15 protein-coding genes and 1 pseudogene are annotated in these 18,514 nt (G+C 63.2%); 9 read left to right on the forward strand and 7 right to left on the reverse strand.

Features of this window, described 5'->3' with window-relative positions:
- Positions 1-174: 174 nt before the first annotated feature.
- The 4 genes from WS91_RS13710 to WS91_RS13725 all read left to right on the forward strand — a co-directional run bounded on the left by WS91_RS13710 (position 175) and on the right by WS91_RS13725 (position 6,535).
- Entirely contained in the window at positions 175-1,248 is a 1,074-nt protein-coding gene (locus tag WS91_RS13710) for a porin (protein ID WP_059670430.1), read from the forward strand.
- A gap of 148 nt (positions 1,249-1,396) precedes the next feature.
- Entirely contained in the window at positions 1,397-2,602 is a 1,206-nt protein-coding gene (locus WS91_RS13715) for a fumarylacetoacetate hydrolase family protein (protein WP_394335873.1), read from the forward strand.
- Positions 2,599-4,041 (forward strand): aldehyde dehydrogenase family protein, encoded by a 1,443-nt coding sequence (locus WS91_RS13720; protein WP_038742956.1) that lies wholly within the window; start codon positions 2,599-2,601, stop codon positions 4,039-4,041. Before WS91_RS13715 ends, WS91_RS13720 begins: the two co-directional genes overlap by 4 nt.
- Positions 4,042-4,129: 88 nt before the next feature.
- Positions 4,130-6,535: a glycoside hydrolase family 3 N-terminal domain-containing protein gene (locus WS91_RS13725; protein WP_059670418.1), complete on the forward strand. Its 2,406-nt coding sequence runs from the start codon at positions 4,130-4,132 to the stop codon at positions 6,533-6,535.
- Between the two features lie 399 nt (positions 6,536-6,934).
- On the opposite strand, the gene WS91_RS13730 is transcribed toward WS91_RS13725, so the two are convergent.
- Positions 6,935-8,185 (reverse strand): ABC transporter substrate-binding protein, encoded by a 1,251-nt coding sequence (locus tag WS91_RS13730; RefSeq protein ID WP_059577526.1) that lies wholly within the window; start codon positions 8,183-8,185, stop codon positions 6,935-6,937.
- Between the two features lie 97 nt (positions 8,186-8,282).
- The gene (locus WS91_RS13735) at positions 8,283-10,577 is read right to left on the reverse strand and encodes a glycoside hydrolase family 3 C-terminal domain-containing protein (protein ID WP_059670419.1); all 2,295 of its coding nucleotides are present in this window, start codon (positions 10,575-10,577) and stop codon (positions 8,283-8,285) included.
- Positions 10,578-10,790: 213 nt separating this feature from the next.
- Here WS91_RS13735 and WS91_RS13740 point away from each other — a divergent pair, with 213 nt between their 5' ends.
- Together WS91_RS13740 and WS91_RS33115 are read left to right on the forward strand one after the other, a co-directional pair.
- A complete protein-coding gene (locus WS91_RS13740) occupies positions 10,791-12,713 on the forward strand; it encodes a sensor histidine kinase (protein WP_152611590.1) in 1,923 nt (640 codons plus the stop codon).
- On the forward strand, positions 12,710-13,354 hold the full coding sequence (locus WS91_RS33115; protein WP_038742946.1) for a response regulator: 645 nt from the start codon (positions 12,710-12,712) through the stop codon (positions 13,352-13,354). The genes WS91_RS13740 and WS91_RS33115 overlap by 4 nt, the downstream gene beginning before the upstream one ends.
- Positions 13,355-13,811: 457 nt before the next feature.
- Here the strand turns inward: WS91_RS33115 and WS91_RS33125 are convergent, their stop codons facing one another.
- From WS91_RS33125 to WS91_RS33130, 5 genes are all read right to left on the reverse strand, one after another.
- Positions 13,812-14,105 carry a hypothetical protein gene (locus WS91_RS33125; protein WP_231752023.1) on the reverse strand — a complete coding sequence of 98 codons (294 nt, stop codon included), beginning with the start codon at positions 14,103-14,105 and terminating at the stop codon, positions 13,812-13,814.
- 2 nt (positions 14,106-14,107) lie between these two features.
- A complete protein-coding gene (locus WS91_RS13750; protein WP_038742942.1) occupies positions 14,108-14,368 on the reverse strand; it encodes a hypothetical protein in 261 nt (86 codons plus the stop codon).
- Positions 14,365-14,847 carry a DUF2778 domain-containing protein gene (locus tag WS91_RS13755; RefSeq protein ID WP_059577520.1) on the reverse strand — a complete coding sequence of 161 codons (483 nt, stop codon included), beginning with the start codon at positions 14,845-14,847 and terminating at the stop codon, positions 14,365-14,367. The genes WS91_RS13750 and WS91_RS13755 overlap by 4 nt, the downstream gene beginning before the upstream one ends.
- 88 nt (positions 14,848-14,935) lie before the next feature.
- On the reverse strand, positions 14,936-15,214 hold the full coding sequence (locus tag WS91_RS13760; RefSeq protein WP_063889442.1) for a type II toxin-antitoxin system RelE/ParE family toxin: 279 nt from the start codon (positions 15,212-15,214) through the stop codon (positions 14,936-14,938).
- A complete protein-coding gene (locus WS91_RS33130) occupies positions 15,202-15,459 on the reverse strand; it encodes a hypothetical protein (RefSeq protein WP_226377224.1) in 258 nt (85 codons plus the stop codon). The genes WS91_RS13760 and WS91_RS33130 overlap by 13 nt, the downstream gene beginning before the upstream one ends.
- A gap of 339 nt (positions 15,460-15,798) precedes the next feature.
- On the opposite strand from WS91_RS33130, the pseudogene WS91_RS13765 reads away from it, so the two are divergent.
- The 3 genes and pseudogenes from WS91_RS13765 to WS91_RS13775 form a co-directional block, all read left to right on the forward strand.
- Positions 15,799-16,493 (forward strand): annotated as a pseudogene (locus tag WS91_RS13765) (IS3 family transposase); the annotation flags it as partial.
- Positions 16,494-16,610: 117 nt separating this feature from the next.
- Positions 16,611-17,669, forward strand: a complete 1,059-nt coding sequence (locus tag WS91_RS13770) for an NAD-dependent epimerase/dehydratase family protein (RefSeq protein ID WP_059577516.1) — start codon at positions 16,611-16,613, stop codon at positions 17,667-17,669.
- Positions 17,666-18,514: AraC family transcriptional regulator ligand-binding domain-containing protein (locus WS91_RS13775; protein ID WP_059670420.1), on the forward strand; the 849-nt coding region annotated here is incomplete at its 3' end. The genes WS91_RS13770 and WS91_RS13775, both read left to right, overlap by 4 nt.

An 18,514-nucleotide genomic window follows, 5' to 3' on the forward strand; every position in this document is an offset into this window, starting at 1 on the left:
GGTCCGATTCCTGCCCGGAAGAACCGAGCAGCGGGAAGTGCGACTTCATGAAGGCATCACGCCAATATATTTTGTATAACTAAATGATGTGTTTGCGTAATGAATCGGGCGCCTGGCAAATGGTGTTGCATCCATAAAAGGCCCGAATAAGGTAGATGGAGGGTTTGGAGCATGATGAGGAAGGCGTGTTTGATAGCCGGTTTTGCCGTGGGTGCAGCACCGGCGTATGCCGAAAGCGGCCTCACGTTGTACGGTCGCATTGATACGGGAATCGAATACATGAACGCGGTCACGAATCCGCACGGCGGTCAAAGTTCGCGCTTCCGTGCCGAGAGTGGAGACTGGGGGACCAGCCTGTGGGGATTGACCGGCAAGGAAGATATTGGCGCGAACACCGACATTGTCTTCAAACTCGAAAACAGCTTCAACGCCATGAATGGACAATTCAGCGCTCCGAACTCGATATGGACGCGGTGGGCAGCGATCGGTTTAGATAACCCGCGTTACGGGAGATTGCAGGTAGGCCGCCAGTTATTCATTTCATATGGAACGTGGGACTTCGACCCGTTCATCATGTCATCGTGGTCGTCGGCTTCGTTGGTGCGCGGAAGGAGCTGGCCGATTTCGAGCAACAACATCTCGTATCAGTCGCCCGCGTTTCATGGGTTTGATTTCGCGGCCCAGTACGCACTATCGAACGCGACGAACTGGAATGGAAACGGCACGACGGCTCAGGGGCGGCAAGGCGGTTTTCAGATCACCTATACCGCGCCGCTCTTCCAGATCCGGGGCACATATGACGAGGTGAGAAATCCCGCGAACGGCGCGCTCGACGATGTCTTTCAGTATTCCAAAGAGTATTTCGTGGGCGCCAACGTGTTTCTGGCTCCGTTCAAGCTGCAGGCGGTGTGGCTGTCGTCGCACGCCGGCCAGGTCGCGCCGGGCGCTCCGTCGGTGACCAACCAGATATGGGGTGGCGTGTCATGCCAGGTTGACGCGCAGGCGTCGTTGATCGCGGCGATCTACCACGTGAATGCGAATCACGGCAACGGTAACGCAACGATGTACACGCTGGGCGGCACATACAACCTGTCGAAGCGGACATTGCTTGATTTTCAGATGGCCACGGTCAGAAACAGCAAGACGGGAACGTTCGGCTTGGAAGCGAATCTGCCGGGCAGTTCGACGAGCCCGTTACCGGGGCAGGCGCAAACCGGTGTTTATGCCGGTATTCAGCACACGTTCTAAATATCGTTTGGCGAGCGCGATGCCGGTAGGACGTCGTTCCTCCGGATGTGCGGAAACGGCTTTGGTGCGACGCGATGGGCGCTTCATCGTCGAATGCACGATGAACTTTTGAGAGAGTTCGGTGAGATCAGATATGAACGAGACAAATTTGCCGGTCGATTTGTGCGATGCCTTGCTCGTCGGACGCGTGTGGCGAAGCGCACCCGTTGACGGTCCGGCGGTCGTAACGGTCAGAGACGGATGTGTTGTCGATATCACCCGGTTCGGACCTACGACGTCGGATCTCTTCGAGCGTCCCGATATTCTGGAGATCGTCCGTTACGGCGAGGGCGAGTTCCTGGGCTCGATCGACGACATTCTGAAGGACGCTCTTGATCCGGGCGCGGTTTCGCCGGCGAGGCTCCTGGCTCCGTGCGACGTGCAAGCCATTAAAGCGTGCGGCGTGACATTCGCGGTTAGCCTGCTGGAGCGCGTGATCGAAGAGAGTGCGCGAGGAGACGCAAAAAATTCTCATGAGATGCGACGGGCGATCACGACGCTTATCGGGGCCGATCTGTCGGAGATCAAGCCGGGGTCCGAGGCCGCTGCGAAGCTGAAAGAAGCGTTGCTGCAAAACGGCGCGTGGTCTCAGTACATGGAGGTCGGCATCGGCCCGGACGCCGAGGTCTTCACAAAATCGCAGCCGATGGCTTCGGTCGGGTTCGGCGCCGATGTCGGACTTCATCCGATGTCGAGCTGGAACAATCCTGAGCCGGAAATCGTCCTTGCAGTCAATAGTGCGGGAAGGGCCGTTGGCGCGACGCTGGGGAACGACGTCAATTTGCGCGACATCGAGGGGCGATCCGCATTGCTGCTCGGCAAGGCGAAGGACAACAACGGATCGTGTGCGATCGGTCCGTTCGTGCGCCTGTTCGACGAGAAGTTCACGCTCGACAGCGTGAGAGCAGCAAGCGTTTGTCTTCGCATCGAGGGCGCCGACGACGGTTTCGTCCTCGAAGGGAAGAGCCACATGCGCGAGATCAGCCGCGATCCGCTGGACCTCGTCGCACAAACGTACGGTCGCCATCATCAGTATCCGGACGGCTTCATGCTGTTTCTGGGAACGATGTTCTCACCGATCCAGGATCGCGATATTCGCGACGAAGGGTTTACGCATCACGCCGGCGACGTCGTCACGATTTCGACGCCGTCCATCGGCTCGCTGATCAATACCGTTCGGCTGTCTACCGAAATTTCGCCGTGGACGTTCGGCGTGCGCGCGCTCTACGGCAATCTCGCGCGAAGAGGATACGTCGGTGCGGCGAGCAAATCGCCGAAGCCGATTGTCGCGGCAACCTCGAGGACGAAACAATGAGACAGTTCACTCATTTCATCAACGGCAAGTGGATTCCGGGCCGCCACTTCTTGCCGAACATCAATCCGTCGGACACGGCGGACGTCGTCGGTCACGTGGCTCAGGCCGACGAGGAAGAGACGCAGTGGGCGATCGACGCCGCATGTCGCGCGTTCGATCGCTGGAGCGTATCGACGCCGCAGCAGCGCTTCGATGTGCTGGATAGAACAGGGAACGCCATTCTCGAACGCAAGGACGAGTTGGGCGACCTGCTCGCCAGGGAAGAAGGGAAAACGCTTGCCGAGGCGATCGGAGAAGTGACGCGCGCCGCTCAGGTGTTCAAGTTCTTTGCGGGCGAGGCACTCCGGCTCAACGGCGACGTCTTGCCTTCCGTTCGAGCCGGATTGACGGTTGAAGTGACGCGCGAGCCGCTGGGCGTGATCGGCCTGATTACGCCATGGAATTTTCCGATTGCGATACCCGCCTGGAAGATTGCGCCGGCGCTCGCCTACGGAAATTGCGTTGTCCTCAAGCCGGCGGCGCAGGCGCCCGCGAGTGCGTGGGAACTGATCGGGATGATCGAGAAAGCGGGCGCGCCGCCCGGCGTCGTCAACCTGGTCATGGGGCCCGGCTCGGTGGTCGGTGCGGCGCTCGTGAAGTCGCCGCTGGTTGCCGCAGTGAGTTTCACAGGTTCGGTCGCCACCGGCCGCGATATCGGAAGAGCGTGTTTCGACTCGGGAAAACGCATCCAGTTGGAGATGGGGGGAAAGAATCCCATGGTCGTTCTGGACGATGCGGATCTCGATATCGCAATCGAGGCCAGCCTGAACGGCGCTTTTTTTTCTGCCGGCCAGCGCTGCACGGCATCGAGCCGCCTGATCGTGACCGCGGGCATTCACGATCGCTTCGTGGCAGGGCTGACTGAACGGGTCCGTGCGTTGAAAGTAGGGGACGCGAGGCAGCCGGGCACACAGATCGGGCCGGTCGTGGACGCCGTTCAACTACGGCAGGTCGAAGCGTATCTCGATGTCGCCCGCGGCGAGGGCGCGGAAATTCACGGCGGAGAACGCGTGACCTGCCTGACGGACGGGCATTTTCTGGCGCCCGCGCTCGTCACCGGCACGACCAATTCAATGCGGATCAATCGCGAAGAGGTGTTCGGCCCTGTCGCGACGATCATCAGGGCCGCCGACTATCAAGACGCCCTGGCGATCGCGAACGATACGGAATTCGGTTTGTCAGCGGGAATCTGCACGACCTCGCTGACATACTCGACACACTTCCGGCGGCACGCTCAGGCAGGGATGGTGATGGTCAACACGCCCACCGCCGGAGTCGACTATCACGTGCCGTTCGGCGGCCGCAAGGGCTCGAGCTACGGTCCGCGCGAGCAGGGCGCCTATGCGCGCGAGTTCTACACCACCATTAAAACGGCCTACATCAATCCTGGCGATCTTTAATGCGGTTCGCCTTGCTTGCTGCAATTGAATCGGAGCGAGCGCGGGCGACGCGTCACGTCAGATCCTGAATATTCTCCTGAAAGTTCTTATGTCGATCGATCACGCAACAGACTCCGCCCTTTATCGCAATCCGAATGCGCCAATCCGGGAGCGCGTCGCCGACCTGCTTGCAAGAATGCATCTGGACGAAAAGATTGCCCAGTTGCATGCCGGTTGGCTGGAACTGTCATCCGACGGGAAACATACCTGGCGAATCGCGGATTTTGCTCAGCGCCAGACCGGCATTACGGTCGATACGCTGCTCGCACACGGCCTCGGGCAGATCACCCGGCCGCTCGGGACCCATGCGGTCGACGCCCGCGAAGGTGTCCGGGCGCTCAACGAACTGCAACGCCGGATGGTCGAGGATACCCGATTGGGTATCCCGGTAATGTCTCACGAGGAATGCCTGGTCGGCCTCATGATCGACGGCGCCACCTTGTTTCCCTCGCCGCTGAACTACGCCGCCACCTGGAACCCGGGGCTGATCGAGGCGGTCGGCAGAGAAATCGGCCTGCAAGCGCGTTCGATCGGTTGCCACCAGGGGCTCGCGCCGGTGCTGGATGTGTCGCGTGATCCGCGATGGGGACGCACGGAGGAGACGTTCGGCGAAGATCCCTATCTGGTGGGCGTGCTGGCTTGTCATTACGTCAAGGGACTGCAGGGCGAGCGACGGGATCTGCTCGCCACGCTCAAGCACTTTGCCGGGCATTCGGCGAGCGAGGGCGGGCGCAATCACGCCCCCGTGCGCATCGGACCGAGGGAATTCAACGATATCTTCATGCTCCCGTTCGAGATGGCGGTCAAGCTGGCCGACGCGGGGTCCGTCATGCCCGCTTATCACGATATCGACGGCATTCCCTGTCATGCGGATCAGGCATTGATCGAAGGCACGCTGCGCCGTCGATGGGGATTCGACGGACTGGTTGTTGCCGATTATGCCGGGGTCAATCTGCTCCTCACCCATCACGGCGTCGCGCAAGACGAGGCGAAAGCCGCGGCATTGGCGTTCAATGCCGGGCTCGATGTCGAACTTCCCGGCCACGAGTGCGCGTTGCACTTGAAAACCGCGATCGAACGCGGCGATATCGAGTTGGAGGCGATCGATGCCGCGGTGTCGCGAGTGTTGACCGAAAAATTCCGGCTGGGGCTTTTTGAGCGCCCTTATGCGGACCCCGACGGCGTGAACGTGAGCGGCGGCGACGCCACGGCGCTCGCGCGGCAAGCCGCGCTCGAATCCATCGTCCTGCTGAAGAACGACGGCACTTTGCCGGTTCGTGCAGCGCAGGAGCATCGTGTGGCGGTCATTGGGCCGACTGCCGACGATCCTCTCGCGCTGCTCGCCGGCTATAGCTTCCCGGTCCATCTGATCACGACCGGCAAGGATGCGCGATCGCCCGTGAAAACCCCGCTGCAGGCTTTCAGGGAACGATTCGCCGCCGATCGCGTCGTCTACGCGAAGGGGTGCGAGATTATTCAGGAGCGGCGCGCGGGCACGCCGGTGTTTCCAGGCGACGTGGATATGGCGCGCGCGCTCGATGAGAATCGGCAGGCTCCAATCAGCCGCGACCTCCGACAGATCGATTCCGCTGTCGCCGCGGCACGATCGGCGGCGGTCGCGTTCGTGTTTGTCGGCGACCTCGCAGGGTTGTTCCAGTCCGGCACCGTTGGGGAGGGCTCGGATACCGATAGCCTCGAACTGCCGGGCGTGCAGCAGACGCTGCTCGAGGCCGTCGTCGCGAGCGGCACGCCGACGGTCGTCGTGCAGACGGGGGGACGCCCCTACAACCTTGGAGGGCTGGAGGAGGTGGTGGCCGCACATATCGTCGCCTTTGCGCCGGGTGAGGGCGGAGCGGATGCGATCGCCGAGCTGGTTTCCGGCGCGGCCGACTTTAGCGGCCGCCTGCCGTTGTCGATTCCCAAAAGCGCGGGCGCGGTGCCCTACGTGTACAACCACAAACTGAAGAGCGCAGGCACGCCTGTCGCCTACCATTTCGGCTCGCGCTATCCGTTTGGATTCGGTTTGGGGTATACGCGGTTTCGCTACGGGGCGCTTGATTTGATCGACAGCCACGCCGATGTGGCCAGCGGGGTATTCGAGTTTGTCTTCGAGATAGAAAACGTCGGCCAGCGGGATGGAACAGACGTCGCTCAGATTTACGTCCGTGACCGTATTGCATCGGTCGTGCGCCCGGTGCGCGAACTCAAGGGATTCCAGCGCGTTTTCGTGCCGGCGGGCGGGCGCAGAATCGTACGGGTCCGATTGCCGGTCGACATGCTCAACTTTACCGACGAGCGTGGCGAGCGCGTCGTGGAACCCGGGGAGTTCGATCTGATGATCGGCAGTTCCAGCCGCGATATCCATCTGTTCGGCACGCTGACCGTATCGGGACAGGAAGTGCGCACGCTTGGCCGCAATTGGCGCATGCTTTGCGACGTCAGCGTATTCGAATGAGCGGCGACGATGACGTCGAGAGCGCGATACCGGCTTCGGCCAACCGTTCGGCATGGCGAATAGAGACGTATCGCGCCCCGCGGATGCCCTCGCAAATGTCGACCGTAACGGCCGAAACGCCGGGGGGCGGTAATTTCGCGGGCGCTCTGCCGCGCGAGGCGGAAGACTCGACGGTCAAAAGCGTATCGATGCCGCGTCGGCCGGGACGTGTCATGGATCGGCGCGGCAGTCCGGACAATCGGACGGCCGCGCCGGCGAGCAAGCGAAACGTGGCGCGCCATGGCGCCTTGCCGTCGCCGGCGCGCATCGACAGGCCTCGAGCAGTCCCCTTTGCATCTCAAGGTTTCACTGACGACGCCCAGTCGCGAGCAAGATCGCAACTGGGGCGCCGACACTCGTTTACTTCGTCTTCGCAGCCTTCGCAAGCGCTTGAACCGCGCGCTTCGAATCCTGGTTCGAGTTCATGAACGTGGTGACGACGTCGGTGATTGCGCCGGCGATCGCATCCGATTGAGCCATGCTGCCCGAAAGCGACGGCACGTACCCGTTGCCGGCGATCGCTGTTTGTTCGTCCGCGTAGGACTTCCTGGCGCAGTCGTCGAATTTCGCCATCGGCGCGCCAAGCCGCACCGGAATCGAGCCCTTGTACAGGCTGAACTGTTCCTGAAACGCCGGAGACATGATCGTCTTCGCGAGTGCGAGCTGGCCGGGCGTCGCTTCCTTTTGGCCCGGCTGCTGGAAGAACACGAACGCATCGACGTTGAACGTGTACGCCTTGTCCGTGCCCGGCACCGCCGCGCAAATGTAGTCGCTGCCCGGCTTTTTGTTCGCGCCGGCGAATTCGCCTTTCGCCCAGTCGCCCATGAACTGCATGCCGGCCTTGCCGTTGACGACCATCGCCGTCGCGAGATTCCAGTCACGGCTGGCGCGGCCGCGATCGAAGTACGATTGAATCCTGCGCACCGTGTCGAATACTTGGACCATCTTGTCGGACGTGAGCGTCTTTGGATCAAGATCGACGATCGCCTTCCTGTAAAAGTCCGCGCCCTGCGAGAGCACCACGCCTTCCCACAGCGTCACGTCCTGCCACGGCTGGCCGCCCATCGCAACCGGAACGATGCCCGCGGCCTTCATCTTGTCGGCCACGGCGAAGAATTCCGGCCATGTGGTCGGCACTTTACCGCCTGCCTTGTCGAGCGCGGCCTTGTTGATGTACAGCCAATTCACGCGATGCACCGAGAAGGGCGCCGCGACGTAATGGCCGTTGGCGCGGATGATCTTGTCGATCTGCGGCGGAAGGTTCTTCTTCCAGTCTCCGGCGGCCGAATCGATCGGCGCGAGCACGCCTTGCTCGGCCCACTCCTGAATCAGCGGGCCTTTGATTTGCGCGGCCGCCGGCGCGTTGCCCGAGATCACCTGGGTCTTGAGCACGGTCATCGCGGAGGCGCCCGCGCCGCCCGCGACCGCGAAGTCTTTCCACGCGTAGCCTTGCTTCTGCATGTCGCTCTTGAGGACGCCAACGGCCTTCGATTCGCCGCCCGACGTCCACCAGTGCAGCACCGACACGGCTTCGGCGGCCTGCACCGATGCCGCTGCGCCAGACAAGAGGCCTGCGGCGCACAGGCCGCCCATGAATTTGCCGACTTTCATTCTTATCTCCCCCAGACACCTGATCGAAAAAGGAACGCTTCCCTGACGCCGCCAGAGTGCGTCGAAAAATCAAAACGTGTAAATCGCCGATCTCGGGCTACGCCGACGCGATGCGCAAAATCTCGTCGAGCCGAGCCTCGCTCAATCGCCCTTTCGAGAACGCCGGCACCTTGTTGATGGGCATTTCGTCGACGAACGCGCGGGTCGCCATGCGCGCCTTGCGCGCCGCGGTGATCTGCTCCCGCGTCATGTCGGCGGACGATGCCTCGGGCGCCGGCTCGACCAGTTCGGCGAATCCGAGCGCGCGCGCGAATTCTTCGTACACCGCCGGCATCCGGCTGAAATCCTGCACCAGCGACTGCCGCGTGAGCGTCCTCGCCAACGGGCGCGCCCGCACGTGGAGGGTCGCCTGCAGCGGCAGATCGCGTGACGATCCTCCCACGCGCACATCGAACTCGCCCGGGTTCACCGACCATGCTTGCGCTTGCGGATCGTAGTGCGCGAAGTCGCGGCGGCCGAGCGCGAAGCGCAGCGTCCTTTCCTCGCCGGGCGCGAGCATGACCTTGTCGAACGCGCGCAGTTCGTTGACAGGCCCCGGGTGCGCGGGTGCGCGCTCGTGCACATAGAGCTGCACGACCTCTTGCCCCGCAACAGCGCCGACGTTCCTGACCGTCACATCGACGGTGATCGAGCCGCCTGCATCGGCATCGAAGGCGGCCGTGCCGCTTTCGATGCGGGTATACGCAAACTCCGTATAGCTCAGGCCGAAGCCGAACGGGAACAGCGGTTCGATATCCCGAATGTCGTAGTGCCGGTAGCCAACGAAGAGCCCCTCTCCATAAAGCGCATGGCCGCAATGGCTCGGGAAGGCCGGAAAGGCCGGCGTCTGCTCGATGCAAACCGGAAAGGTCTCGCTGAGCTTGCCCGACGGATTGACGCGTCCCGTGAGCACGTCCGCCAGCGCGCCGCCGCCGGCTTGCCCGCCGAGCCAGCCCTCGACCACGCCCTTGACGCCGTCGATCCACGGCATTGCGACGGCGGAACCGTTCAGCAGCACGACCACGATGTTCGGCTGCGCTATCGCTACGGCTTCGATCAGTCGCACGTGGCCGGGCGGCATGTCGATCGAGCGGCGGTCAAAGCCTTCCGATTCGTAACTATCGGGCAAGCCGACGAAGACGATCGCCACGTCCGCCGACGCGGCTTTGTTCACCGCGTCGGCGAGCAGCGCGTCGTCGGTGTCGCCCTCGGCGTCGCAGCCTGCCGCGTGCAACAGTCTGTCCGCGCCGAGCAAGGTGGCGAACTCGTCGAAGGCGTTCGTCACGCGGATCGGGTTGACCTGCGAACTACCCGCGCCCTGATACCGCGGCGCCTTCGCAAAATCGCCGATCAGCGCGACTTTCTGGCGGGCGCGCAGCGGCAACACGCCATCTTCGTTCTTCAACAGCACGATCGACTCGCCGCCGACTTGCCGAGCGAGGGCGTGATGCGCGTCGGCGTCGAAGGCGAAGGCGGGCTTCTTCGCGGCGGTCGCCTTCAGCGCCACGGCCACGAGTTCGGTCGCGGCGCGCTCGAGCGTCTCGTTCGACAAGCGTCCGTCACGCACGGCCGCGATGATCCGGTTGCGGTTGTAATCGCCGCTGCCCGGCATCTCCAGGTTCGTGCCTGCCGCCACGCTGCTCGCGCGGTCGTTGATTCCGCCCCAGTCCGACACGACGAAGCCTTCGAAGCCCCACTCGTCGCGCAAGATATCCGTCAGCAATTCGCGATGCTCCGATGCATAAACGCCGTTGACCGGGTTATAAGCGCTCATCACGGACCACGGCTGCGCCTCGCGCACCGCGATCTCGAAGGCCTGCAGGTACGTCTCGCGCAGCGTCCGTTCGTCGATGTCGGAGCTTGTCGCCATGCGTTGCGTTTCCTGGCTGTTCACCGCGAAGTGCTTGAGCGACGTGCCGACGCCTTCGCCCTGCACGCCATCGATGTACGCGACTGCCATGCGGCCCGACAGCAACGGGTCTTCCGAGAAGTATTCGAAGTTGCGGCCGCCGAGCGGCGAGCGTTTGATGTTGACGCCGGGGCCGAGCAGGATCTGCACATCGGCTGCCTGCGCCTCGCGTCCGAGCGCCGCGCCGACCTCACGGATCAGGCCGGTATTCCAGGTCGCGGCCAGCGCGGTCGCGGTCGGAAAACAGGTGGCCGGCACGCTGTCGCCGAAAAGGCCCTGCAGTCTGCGCAGACCGTGCGGCCCGTCCGAACAGGTGATCGCGGGCAGCCCGAGGCGCTCGACGGCGTGCGTTCGCCACCAGCCGTCGCCGGAGAGGAGCCGCGCTCGCTCCTCGATCGTCATGCGCGATACCAGGCCGGCGGCCTCGTGCAGCGTGTTGTCCATCGTGGTTCCTCCAGTCGGCGTTCGATTATCGAAGACAGCGTGTAACCCGCCCACGGACGGATTGCGTTCACTGACGAGCGCATTCTAGAAGCCGCCGGGTGAGGGCGTTGTAAGGGAAGTCGGACATCGCGCTGCTCGATTACCCTATGCGAAGTGGAATCGGCTATGCTCGAACGGCCCTCATCGAGACCCTAACGTGAAGGACCGCAGCGCGTGGCAACCCGTCAAACAGCGGCCCCGGTGGCCGATCCCGCCAGTTCGAAAACCTCGTCCGCGAATGCCGAGCCGTGGGGCACGACCAAACTGTGGTATCGGCAGGTCGAGGAAGACGGCCTCGATCGTGTCGGCGAGGCGCGCGCGGCGGCGCTCGCGGTCGCCAACAGTGGCCGCGCATGGCGTTTCCTGCGCGATATGCCGCTTGGCCTCGTGCTCTATGACGATCAGTTCCGCATCGTCTATCAGAACCTCGCAAGTGAGGTGATGACGGGTTACCCCTCGTCCGATTTTGCCGGTCAGTCGCCGATCGGCCTCTGGATTCCGGAGAGTCAGCGCACCGTCATCGGAGAAATTCTGCGCCGCATGCGCGAAGAGCGCGTTGCGCTGCATGGCCGCGCCGTGCACGTGCGGCGCGACGGGCGCCTTTCCTGGGTCCAGTGGCACACGACGCCGCTCTTCGACGGCGACTGCTTCATCGGCTATCTCGGCACGCATAGCGAACTGAGCGAGGCGGTGCGCGCCGCCAAGCATCAGGCCGAATTGCTGATCGATGCGGCGGTCGATATCGCGATGGTCCAGCTCTCGCCCCAGGGCCGCATACTGAGTTGGAACCGCAACGCCGCCGCACTGTTCGATTCCCATGCGAAAGAGGCGCTGGGCTTACCGTTCGAGATGCTGTTTTCGTCGGATGGCGCCGAGTGCGGCGTGAGCGCATCGCTGCTCGCCCGCGCCCGTGACGGAGACCGCACCGAATACGAAGGCTGGCTCGGACGTACGCGCGAGACGCGGTTCTGGGGCCACTTGCGGCTCTACCCGCAGCGTGACGACGACGATGTCGTCTACGCGCTCGTGATGGTGGCGCGCGACCTGAGCGAACGCCGGCGCGCCGAACAGCAGGTGCGCGAGAGCGAAGCGCTGCTTTCGGCGATCGTGTCGGCGGCAAGCGACGTCATTCTCGGCATTGACGACGCCGACCGCGTCATCCTCTGCAACCCTGCGGCCGAACGTGTCTTCGGCCGCAGCGCCGCCCAGTTGAAGGACGGTCCGCTGCCCGACATCCTGCCGCGCGGCGACGGCCTGCGATCGCTTGTCGATGCGAGGCGAACCTTGTCGGGCGTAGGTCACGACGGGCGCATGCAGCACCTCGAAGTCTCCGCGACGCGCACGAGCGTCGAAGGCCGGAGCTTCATCACGCTCGTTGCACGAGACGTCACCGAGCGCGTCGAGTCCGAGCAGGCTGTCGAGCGCTATCGTGAGCAATTGTCCGCGTTGACGCGCGACCTGATGGACGCCGAGCAGAAGACCAACCGCCGTCTCGCGCAATTGCTGCACGACCAATTCGGCCAGACGCTCACCTCGCTGCGCATCTTCGTCGACGCCGTGCGCGCGCGTCTGCCCGCGAGCGACGACGCTATCGTGCAGAACGGCTGGTCGCAGATCTCGTCGCTCATCGATCGCGGCATGCGCGAAGTGCGCGAAGTGCTGGTTGAATTGCGGCCGGCGCTATTGCAAGAGCAGGGCCTTGCGGTAGCGCTCGACAACGAAGTGCAGGCGCAGGCGGCAAAGCATCCGGAAGTGCGCGTGACGCTCGATGCCGCCGACGAACTCGCCGAGCGCCGCTGGGCACCCGATGTCGAATATGCGGTCTTCATGGTGGCGCGCGAGGCCATTGCCAATGCGCTGCTGCATTCGCGCGGCGGCCATGTCGCGGTCAGGCTGGATGCACGGGGCATGCCCGGGCTGGTCCTGAGCGTGCACGACGACGGCCGCGGCCTCGGGCCCGCCGAACGTGCGCACAAGCCCGGCCATCTCGGGCTGGTGGGCATGCGCGAGCGCGCGCTGGGAATCGGTGCGCAACTTGTCGTGAGCTCTAGCGCCGGACGGCGCGGCACGACGATCGAGTTGAGGTACGCGCCATGAACCAGACCATCTATCTGGTCGACGATCACGCTGTGCTGAGAGACGGACTGCGCGCGCTGCTCGAACCTGCCGGATACCGGGTCGTGGGCGAGGGCTGGATTCCGCAGGCAGTGCTTCGAGACATCATGCGCGCGCCGCCCGACGTGGTACTGCTCGACCTGTCGCTCGGCGAGCATTCCGGCCTCGAACTGCTCGGCGAGATGCACCGCCGCAAGCTGCCGTCGCGCGTGCTGGTGCTGAGCATGCTCTCGCAGCCGCGCCAGGTGCTCGACGCCGTGAGGATGGGCGCGATGGGCTACGTACTCAAGGGATCAAAGGGTGGCGAGGTCATCGAGGCGCTGCGCAACGTGGTTGCGGGCCGCCACTACTGGAGCGCCCAGATCGCCTCCGCCGCGGCGAAGGCGCTCTCGTCGGCGGCGGCGCCGGAGCCTGCGGTGGCGCTCTCGCTGCGCGAGCGTCAGGTGCTCAATTTGGTGGTTCGGGGCCGCACGAGCGCCAGCATCGCGGAGTCGTTGCACCTGTCGGTCAAGACTGTGGAGACGTATCGCCTGCGCCTGATGCGCAAGCTCGGCGTCAGCGATATCACTGGTCTCATGCGGCTTGCCTTCAAGGAAGGGATGCTCGACACGGAGGGCAACTGATGGATTCTCTTGGGGGGGCGGGGATTGAAATTCGGCTCTCAAGTTCCGGGCACAGTTTGACGAGACCGTCGCCTTCAAATCGCCCAGCGTCGGCAGAGGGCGATCTTCCGCGAACGCTACCTGGATGGGCGGCGCGTTCTCATGCTCGCGTCCAGCACGCGGCAATGCGCACCAGTTCGACAGCGCAGGCGTCGTCGAGCACGTAGTCGATCCGCGCAGCCGCTCTCAGATCGGCAGCGTTCGTTCGGGCGTTGATCGAGCCCGAACCGCCGACAACCTTGCCACGCGAGCAGCAGAGCTTGCGGCCGTCGAGCTGCGCCTCGGGCTCGCTGATAGGTGGCTCCGTCGTGGGGAACCGGCGAGCGTATCGAGGTCCAAAGCACGGCATTTCTAAATGGCTAGAACGCGACGTTTCTATAAAGCTACTACAGCAATATTGTTGATAATTGATATTATGTCAATTTTTGCACGTAGACTGACCGCGACGATTCGGGCAATCAAAGCAGCCCGGTCCCTGACAATCGCGCGCCCGGCAACAGCGTAGCAAGCCCAAAATCATTTCCTTCGACACGCCTGCCATGAGCAGGCGTTTTTTATGCTCGGCAATCTTGTAATACACGCGCCGTCGCTTCGCGTCATGGATTCCGCGCCGAGTGTTGCGGATCACCCAGTAGAGATTCCTGATATCCCGAGCCACATCGGCCAGTTCTTGGGCCGACAGATACGGCCGTTCCAGCAATTCAAGCTGCATCTTCAATTTCCACCACTCGGACGCCGGAACAGCCGATTCGCGCCACATACAACCGCAACCGCCACAATCAGCGACGCCAGGAACGACGAGGCCAGATAAACATCCTCGACGCCCTCGTCGCCGTACGCACCGAAGAGCCCCGCAAAACGAACCAAGGCATTTGTAGCCCATGGCGCGAACTGGATCGACCCGGCCACCTTGGCGAGCGCCAGCGTAACCGCCAGCGTCGCCACCACGTTAAACACGATTCGAGACGCTTTCATCGAACATCGACCGTACCGTATGCACGACCGGCGAAACCGGGCACGCTGATCATGGGCGTTGCCTTGAGGGCGGCTCGCAGCTTCACGAAGTCCTGCAGATTCACCAGAGTGACACAGCCTTCACTCAAGCCCCTAGGCCCGTTCGGATGAAGGCGGAAGCTCCCTCGCCTCACGCCGTTGATGAAGGTCCAATCGTCAATTTGGCCGTCCGCACGATACAGCGCAAACCAAGTCGTCCGATCGGTTTCGTAGAAGTGCTCCAAAACGAAATCGCGTATGCTGCCCAAACGCCCACCCGACTCTCTATCGACGATGTAATAGCGTCCAGGCGGCAACGGACCGACATCCTTTTTGGCAATTGCCGCCGGATTATCTCGCCCCTCGCTCGTTCCCGAAAATGCAGGAAAAGCACCAACGCCCGGGCACTGAAGCGTCGAGAATTTCTGATTATTAAGTGCAAACGTGCAAGAAATCGGCAAGAGAACCCCCGCTTGTCGGTCGGGCGCAAGCTACCAAATTGTCATACATTTGACAAACTAGCAAGCCTGACAGGTTCCCTGCTGATACTTAACGATACTCGCGGCTATGCCATACCCGGGTCACGAGCACCTCGTCGCCATCCAGTACGGCATACCTGATAACGTAGGAACTACGGCCGAATCTGGCCGCCCATTCGCGAAATTCCGCCCGAGGTGCACCGATGCCGGGGTTTTCGGCGATCAAATCGGCAGCGTCCACAATGATCTGAGCCGCACGGCGTGCAGCCGCCGGGCTGTTCATCACGAGAAAATCGTACAGTCGTGCAACGTCTTCCAGCGCATCTGGATGCCAGATCAGCGCGGGCATTCGGTACGATTTCCCGAAGCAAGTTCAGTCAGCCACGCGCGAACACGGTCATGTTGCACCGCCGGCGTACCTGAAAGATACGAATCGAGTCGCGCCCGATCCATTTCGAGCGACAAAGCATCGGCGCAAACCGTGGCCACATATTCGTCAACGGACTGGCCTGACCGGTGTGCCGCCGTTACGATGGCGGCTTCCAATTCGACGGGCAATGCAACAGTGAGCATATCGTTCCCCAATTTCTGCATGCCACTATTGTAGCGGTATCTGAAGCCCTTTGTTCACGTCACGGCCCGCGTCCAACCTACCTGCCCTACTTCGCAAATTTGTAAGCTCTGCGCCACTGGACAGACGGCTTTGCTTGCACGGCCTCAAGATACGCTGATAGTTTCTCGAATTTCTTGCCCTCGCGCACAATGAGGGACTTGCTCCTGACACGACATCACGGTCCGTGGCAAAAATGAGGCATGAGTCAGCGGATTCCATTGGGGCCAGCGGGCTTCGACCTGCATGGGCCGGATATAAAACCGCAGCCTGTATCTGTTCGACAGAGCAACAAACCTTGGCAAGCCGGAGGCGTCCATATAAAGACCATGGAAAACGAGATTCTCCGGGAGGCCGTGGAGGTGATGAAGTCGCGAAAATGGATTGCGCGCTCACCCTCATTGCCGGAGGACACGCAGTGAAGCGGGTTTGCGATGTTCTCGGTGTAGCGCGCTCGAATGTGGCGGCAAAGCTCGCGCGACCAGCTGATTGGCGAGACGGACGACGCGCTCGCAAGTCGGACGACGCAAGCCTTGTCGACGCAATTCGATTGCTTGTTGCCGACTTGCCAAGCTACGGCTATCGGCGCATATGGGGCCTGTTGCGAAGCGAGCGGGAGTCCCGATGCGAGGCCCCGGTCAACGCCAAACGTGTGTATCGCGTGATGCGCGTGCACGACTTGCTGCTGCACAGGCCTGCGCGGCCGCACATCGAGCGCCGACACGACGGCAAAGTGGCTGTACCGAGGAGCAACCAGCGATGGTGTTCTGACGGCTTCGAGTTTCGCTGTGACAATGGCGAGCCGCTGCGCGTGACCTTCGCGCTCGATTGCTGCGACCGTGAGGCCATGAGTTAGGCGGCGACGACCGGTGGTCATAGCGGCGATGTCGTGCGTGACGTCATGCTGGCGGCTGTGGAACAGCGCTTCGGCAACGTTTCGAAAGCGCCTGCGGAAATTGAATGTGGAGTAGCCCCGTCTCTCGCAGACAACGAACGACACCACAGCGCTCGCAAGACGATCCGCGCGTGCGCTCACCATGGCGCGCCGCGCATGCCGATTGGCGCGCTTGGCGAGTTACGGCGCGCGTGAAAGCCGGCATCATGTCGAACATCATGTGAAGTGGAATCGACGACGATGGACATCAACACCGACACCCCGGTCATGGTGACCGGCGCAACCGGCTACGTCGCGGGCTGGCTCGTGAAACGGCTGCTCGACGCGGGCTTCACGGTTCACGCGGCTGTGCGCGATCCTGCCGACCGCGACAAGCTCAGGCATCTGGAGCGGATCGCGGCCCGCGCGCCCGGCGCGATCCGCTACTTCCGCGCCGATCTGCTCGAACCCGGCTCGTATGCGCAGGCAATGGCCGGCTGCGGGATCGTGTTCCATACCGCATCCCCGTTCAAGGTCGACGTGCGAGATCCGCAGAAGGAACTGATCGATCCCGCGCTGCTCGGCACGCGCAACGTGCTCGACACGGTGAACCGCACGCCGTCGGTCCGGCGCGTCGTGCTGACGAGCAGCTGCGCGGCCATCTACGGCGACAACGCCGATCTCGCCGCCACGCCGAACGGCATGTTCACCGAGGCGATCTGGAATACAAGCTCGTCGCTCACGCACCAGCCGTATTCGTATTCCAAGACGGTCGCCGAACGCGAAGCGTGGAAGATCGCGGGCGCGCAGCAGCGCTGGGATCTGGTGACGATCAATCCGTCGCTCGTCGTCGGACCGGGCATCAACCCGAAAGGCACGTCCGAGAGCTTCGCGATCGTGCGGCAGATGGGAGACGGCACGATGAAGAGCGGCGCGCCCGATCTTGGCATCGGCGTGGTTGACGTGCGCGACGTGGCCGAGGCGCACGTCCGCGCGGCGTTCCTGCCGGGCGCGAGCGGCCGCTACCTCGTGTCGGGCCACGATACCAGCCTGCCGGCGATGGCGGCGACGCTGCTCGAACGGTATGGCGACGACTACCCGATTCCCCGGCGCGTGCTGCCCAAATGGCTCGTTTGGCTGGCCGGCCCGCTCGCGAACCGGGCCGTCACGCGCAGGATGGTGGCCCGCAACGTCGGCTTGCCGTGGCACAGCGACAATAGCCGCAGCCGCAACGAGCTCGGCATCCGCTACCGGCCCCTCGCCGAATCGATGAACGACTTCTTCCAGCAGCTCGTCGAGACCGGGCAGCTGCGGCGATGAACCGCTTCGCGATCTCGCCGGGCTGGCGGATATTGCTGGCCGATCTGGATCTATCCGTCGACGAGTTGCTGCGGCGCGCGCAGTTGCCCCCCGACCTGTTCGCGCGGCCGGACGCGGGTCTGTCGACCCGCGAGTATTTCCGCCTGTGGCAGGCGTTCGAAGACATGGCCGGCGAGCCGTCACTGCCCCTGCCCCTGCGCATACTCGACTACGTATCGGTCGAGACGTTCGATCCGCCGATCTTCGCGGCGCTGTGCAGCCCGAACCTCGAAGTCGCGGTACGGCGCATCAGCCAGTTCAAGCCTCTGATCGGTCCGTTGCGCCTGCGCGTCGCACTGGAGGCGGACGCGCTCACGCTCGCCATCGACTTCGTCGAGCAAGACGTCGCGCCCCCCGGCGCGCTGCTCGCGACCGAACTCGGCTTCTTCGTGAAACTGGCGCGGATCGCGACCCGCTTGCGCGTGCCTGCGAGCGCGATTACGCTGCCGCGACAACTGCGGCCGCACGACGACTACGCACGCTTTTTCGGCGCGACGCCGCGCTATGGCGCGGCGCCATCCGTGAGCTTTGCGCTGTGCGACGCGCGACGCCCGTTCGTGACGGCGAACGACGCGATGTGGCAAGTATTCGAGCCTGACCTGCGTCGGCGCCTGACCGCGCTGTCGATCGAAGCCGGCATCGTCGAGCGGGTCCGGGCAGCGCTGCTGGAACTGATCCCCGGCGGCCTCGCGACCGCCGAGGACGTCGCGCGCTCGCTTGCGATCAGCAAGCGCACGCTGCAGCGCCGGCTCGGCGAAGAAGGCGCGAGCTTCAAGGCCGTGCTGGCCGACGTGCGCGAGCGCGTC

Origin of the sequence: Burkholderia sp. MSMB1498 (assembly GCF_001526245.1) — a bacterium.
Classification (GTDB): Bacteria; Pseudomonadota; Gammaproteobacteria; order Burkholderiales; family Burkholderiaceae; genus Burkholderia; species Burkholderia savannae.